The sequence below is a fragment of the Psychrobacter sp. 4Dc genome (assembly GCF_002836715.1).
Lineage (GTDB): Bacteria > Pseudomonadota > Gammaproteobacteria > Pseudomonadales > Moraxellaceae > Psychrobacter.
On record NZ_PJAT01000115.1, the window covers coordinates 1 to 3718 of the forward strand.

Sequence of the window (3718 nt, forward strand, 5' to 3'; positions counted from 1 at the left end):
ATATGATGAGACAGGTTGTCATAGAGTCGGATATTGATACCCCATTTACATCAGAATATGCAGCAGCGTATCTCGGGAAATCTACAAGTACACTTCAATACATGCGCTGTCATCAATCTGACGCAATCACTTATAGTAAAATAGGCCGGCACGTCTTGTATAGAAAGAGGCACCTCGATCAGTATATTGATGATTGTGAAAAGTCTTGTACGTCAAGCTAATAATCTCAAAGTTCTAGTCGATAGAGCTAACTAAAGATCGAATGCTTATACAGGGAGTGCCTCATGACACATAGCGAAAAGAACAAAGATAAAAGATCTTATACTGAGTTTGGTGTTATGCATATGATTATGCATAAATTCGGTGATTGGGAAATTGAAACTCGATATATGTCTCGTATCGAAAAAAGTTTATATCTCGATATGCGTACTATTTATTTAAAGACTGGTGAAAGTCTAATGTCTGATATTGATATGCTTTCACGTCGCTTGTCATGTCGAACCAAGAGTGAAAAAAAGGCCTTAGCATTCCTTCTAAAGGATAAATTTATATTTGATAAGCGTACTAAACGTTATAAGCACTCTGAATGGGAAGTTATTCTAAAGAACTATAAATTTAAAAACCCAAATAAAAATGTCACAAATTATATAAGTGAAAATAATAGTGTGACAGATGGTGTCACGTCAAATAAACCTTTGACAGCTGCAGAGAGACAAGCAAAATTACGTAAAGAAGTTAAGGTGATTCGTGGGTATTTGTCTTCTATAGGTATTAACTCTAAAGAGGTCAAAGGCATAACTAAATTACGAGAACTATTTTATGAACATAAAAGTATAATCGAGTTGAATTCAGAAAATAATAATGTCACAAGCGATGTCACGGACGGTCACAATGAATATCATTCGATTGTCACACAAGAAGACGCTATAACTAACAAACAAAAACTAGAAACTAATAACTATGAAAAAGAAATAAACCACGAAGAATGGCTTGAAGAAAAATTTGAGTTGTTTTACGCAGCATATCCAAACAAAAAATCCAAAGGCCTAGCTGAAGCAGTGTGGCACAGTGTGTTTACAGGAACTGGGAAAAGGGGGAAAGTTAAACACGAACGACCTGATGATCTTCAAGCCTTGTTCGATCAAATCATGAAAGCAGTGCAAGATCAAACCCCTATAATACAAGCCTCTAAATATCAAAAACACCCGAGCACTTGGTTAAATGCAAAATCTTGGGAGGATGAACCAACCATAGTTAAAGCGTCTCCTACAATGAACGGTAAATCTTATAATCGAGATAATGATCCACAAGCGGTAAATGATTACTGGGGCAATCCTGGGGCTGACATGACTGATGAAGAGAAAAAAGCTTGGATAGGCGATCTCGAATATTATGATGAGAATAAGCATCGTATATCGTAATAGCCTAGCTCTGTATTATTGGCTAGCATCAGCACAAACGCTACTTCACTCAGCTACAAAAAATTAATGGAGCTTTGATATGACATCATTAAACTATGCACAAAAACGAAATGATATAAAATGTATAAGCGATACAAATATTAATAATCATAAACAAGATGTGCTTAGTAGCCTAGCTAAGCAAGAAAACTCTACCTTTACTAAGCTTTCCTGTGAGATGGATGAAATCACTACTAACTGTGATGTACACGGCCGACAAACATGGAAAGTGCTAAAAACCGTGATAAAAGCGGGTGGAAATCCCTGTCAGAAATGTAAATGGGATGCTGACGCATATACCGAACGTTTAGCCCGCCTGCGTAATGAGCTTAGTAGAAATCTTAATATCCCAAAAGAACATTTGGGTATGGGTTTTAATGCATGGGCTATATTGGGCGATGAAGCAATTCGTGAACGTTTTTATAATATTATAAGTGTCATGCGTAGGTATGTATCAACCTACGGCGCTGGCAGTGAAAATATTATATTAACAGGTAACACTGGGACTGGCAAAACTAAGTTGGCCTGCCTAATTGCTAATGAGATTATCAGCCAAAAGTTCAAGACTAATATGACTGTAGTTTATAAGCGGGAGAGTCAGATTCATAAAGAGGTCAGGATGACGTGGGATAAGAATACCAAAGATACGGAAGCTGCATATATCGAGCAGATTAGTCGTGCTACGGTCTTTATTATTGACGAGGTGGGCGAAAACGGGACCCGATTGAATGAGCTAATGGCTCAAGAAGATAGAGAGCGCCTATCCGCTATCATCGACCGCCGCTATCAACTAGGTTTACCGACAATTATTACTACCAATCTATCGCCTGATAACTTTAATCGTTACATTGGCGACCGTGCAGTCGACCGCATCTGCCAACGTATAATTAATATCAAATGCACGTGGCCTAGTTATCGTATGCTTACGCAAAAGGTTACGAATTTGTGAGTACAAGTTAGAAAATGTAATAGCTTAAAATTTAATACATCACACATGTGAATGATGCTAAATATTTTCTGGTTATCCTTGATAAAAACGTACTGTAGTAGTCAAATCCTCATATTAATAAAGCAGTATATTGATGCTAGTCTATATAAGATTATCAAGAATGAGCTTCATGAGCTACTCCATGCCGAGATTCTCTCTGGGGTTGATGTGAAGCACAGCCCATCTTTATATTACACCAGCATTGAGACGATAAGCTTAAAGCAGACATACAGCAATGCTATACATCTATTGACCCAATATTGTACGGCGGACGTTCAGAGTGAAGCTAGACTATTTAGTCTATCTAGCACGAAAAGTAATCAGTATAAAAAATATGTCGATAGTGACATGACTTTAAATATTGGACGGTGTTCCAAAAAGTATGCTGTCATTAGATGAAGCCATAATTAATATAAAAGAACACCATATTGAACGTCCTAAAGCGATCATCGAACTTTTTAGAGAAGCAATACGTCTTTCTAACTGCTCGCCTCAACCGATGTTTTAAACGATAGTTATTACTCTCTATACCCGCAGTATGTTCTTTACCAATCTGCTTAGGATCTGCTTTAAAAGCTGTCTTAAAGCTACGCCAGTTGTCCATACTGATTGAACCATAGTGAACCTTAAGTTGCTTAAGCCTGGCTCGCAGCTTCTTAGCGGTCTTTAAGTCACGTTTACCCAAAGCATAAGCCATAATCTCACCAGTATCGCGGTCATAAGCATAGATGAGTTATACCTTATGTTTCTTACGCTTCACGTATGTCCAAAACTCATCCACTTCCGAATGCTCGTAATAGTGATGCTTTGGGAGTATCTTATAGATTGATGAGCCTATGGTGCTCAGTATCTTACCAATACTCACTGAGGTAATCGTAGCGACGTCTCTAACGCCACAACTATGAACCGCCATGAGGCGTATCTTATGCTCTATTTGAGAGTGGCAACCTTAGTAAGTAATCGCATGATCGCCAATGAATTGACGTTTGCAGACTTTGCATTGATAGTTTTGCCTGCCATCGCTTTTTACAACATTTTTTTAAACTGGAAGAGTGGCAGTTAGGGAAATTAATATCTATTTGTGTCTTCATAACCTCAAATATAATATCTTTGCTCCAGCTGTCACCTTTCCTTTAATTCTTCAGAATGATTTTTGATATACCACCAATACTTCTAATAAAAATTAAGATGAGTAGTCGACTAACTTATCAAAAAAATTTCATTGGGAGTTTGATAACTATGTTTCGTACATAGAGTTATTTACTTTTTA

At 37.3% G+C, this 3718-nt stretch carries 3 protein-coding genes and 1 pseudogene; 3 read left to right on the forward strand and 1 reads right to left on the reverse strand.

What is annotated here, in order from left to right; translation table 11 throughout:
• Positions 1–5 precede the first annotated feature (5 nt).
• The 3 genes from CXF61_RS14340 (at position 6) to CXF61_RS11390 (ending at position 2409) form a co-directional block, all read left to right on the forward strand.
• Positions 6–221, forward strand: a complete 216-nt coding sequence (locus CXF61_RS14340) for a helix-turn-helix domain-containing protein (protein ID WP_227526672.1) — start codon at positions 6–8, stop codon at positions 219–221.
• 63 nt (positions 222–284) lie between these two features.
• A complete protein-coding gene (locus CXF61_RS11385) occupies positions 285–1421 on the forward strand; it encodes a DUF1376 domain-containing protein (protein WP_102078924.1) in 1137 nt (378 codons plus the stop codon).
• A gap of 79 nt (positions 1422–1500) precedes the next feature.
• Positions 1501–2409, forward strand: coding sequence for an ATP-binding protein (locus CXF61_RS11390; protein ID WP_102078923.1), 909 nt, complete (start codon positions 1501–1503; stop codon positions 2407–2409).
• A 430-nt stretch (positions 2410–2839) separates the two neighbouring features.
• Here CXF61_RS11390 and CXF61_RS11395 read toward each other — a convergent pair.
• Positions 2840–3539, reverse strand: a pseudogene (locus CXF61_RS11395) (IS1 family transposase).
• Positions 3540–3718: the final 179 nt, after the last annotated feature.

What these genes read in the sequence shown, in the direction of transcription:
- CXF61_RS14340 (WP_227526672.1), top strand. Translation starts at nt 6, where the DNA reads ATGAGACAGGTTGTCATAGAGTCGGATATTGATACCCCATTTACATCA.
- CXF61_RS11385 (WP_102078924.1), top strand. Translation starts at nt 285, where the DNA reads ATGACACATAGCGAAAAGAACAAAGATAAAAGATCTTATACTGAGTTT.
- CXF61_RS11390 (WP_102078923.1), top strand. Translation starts at nt 1,501, where the DNA reads ATGACATCATTAAACTATGCACAAAAACGAAATGATATAAAATGTATA.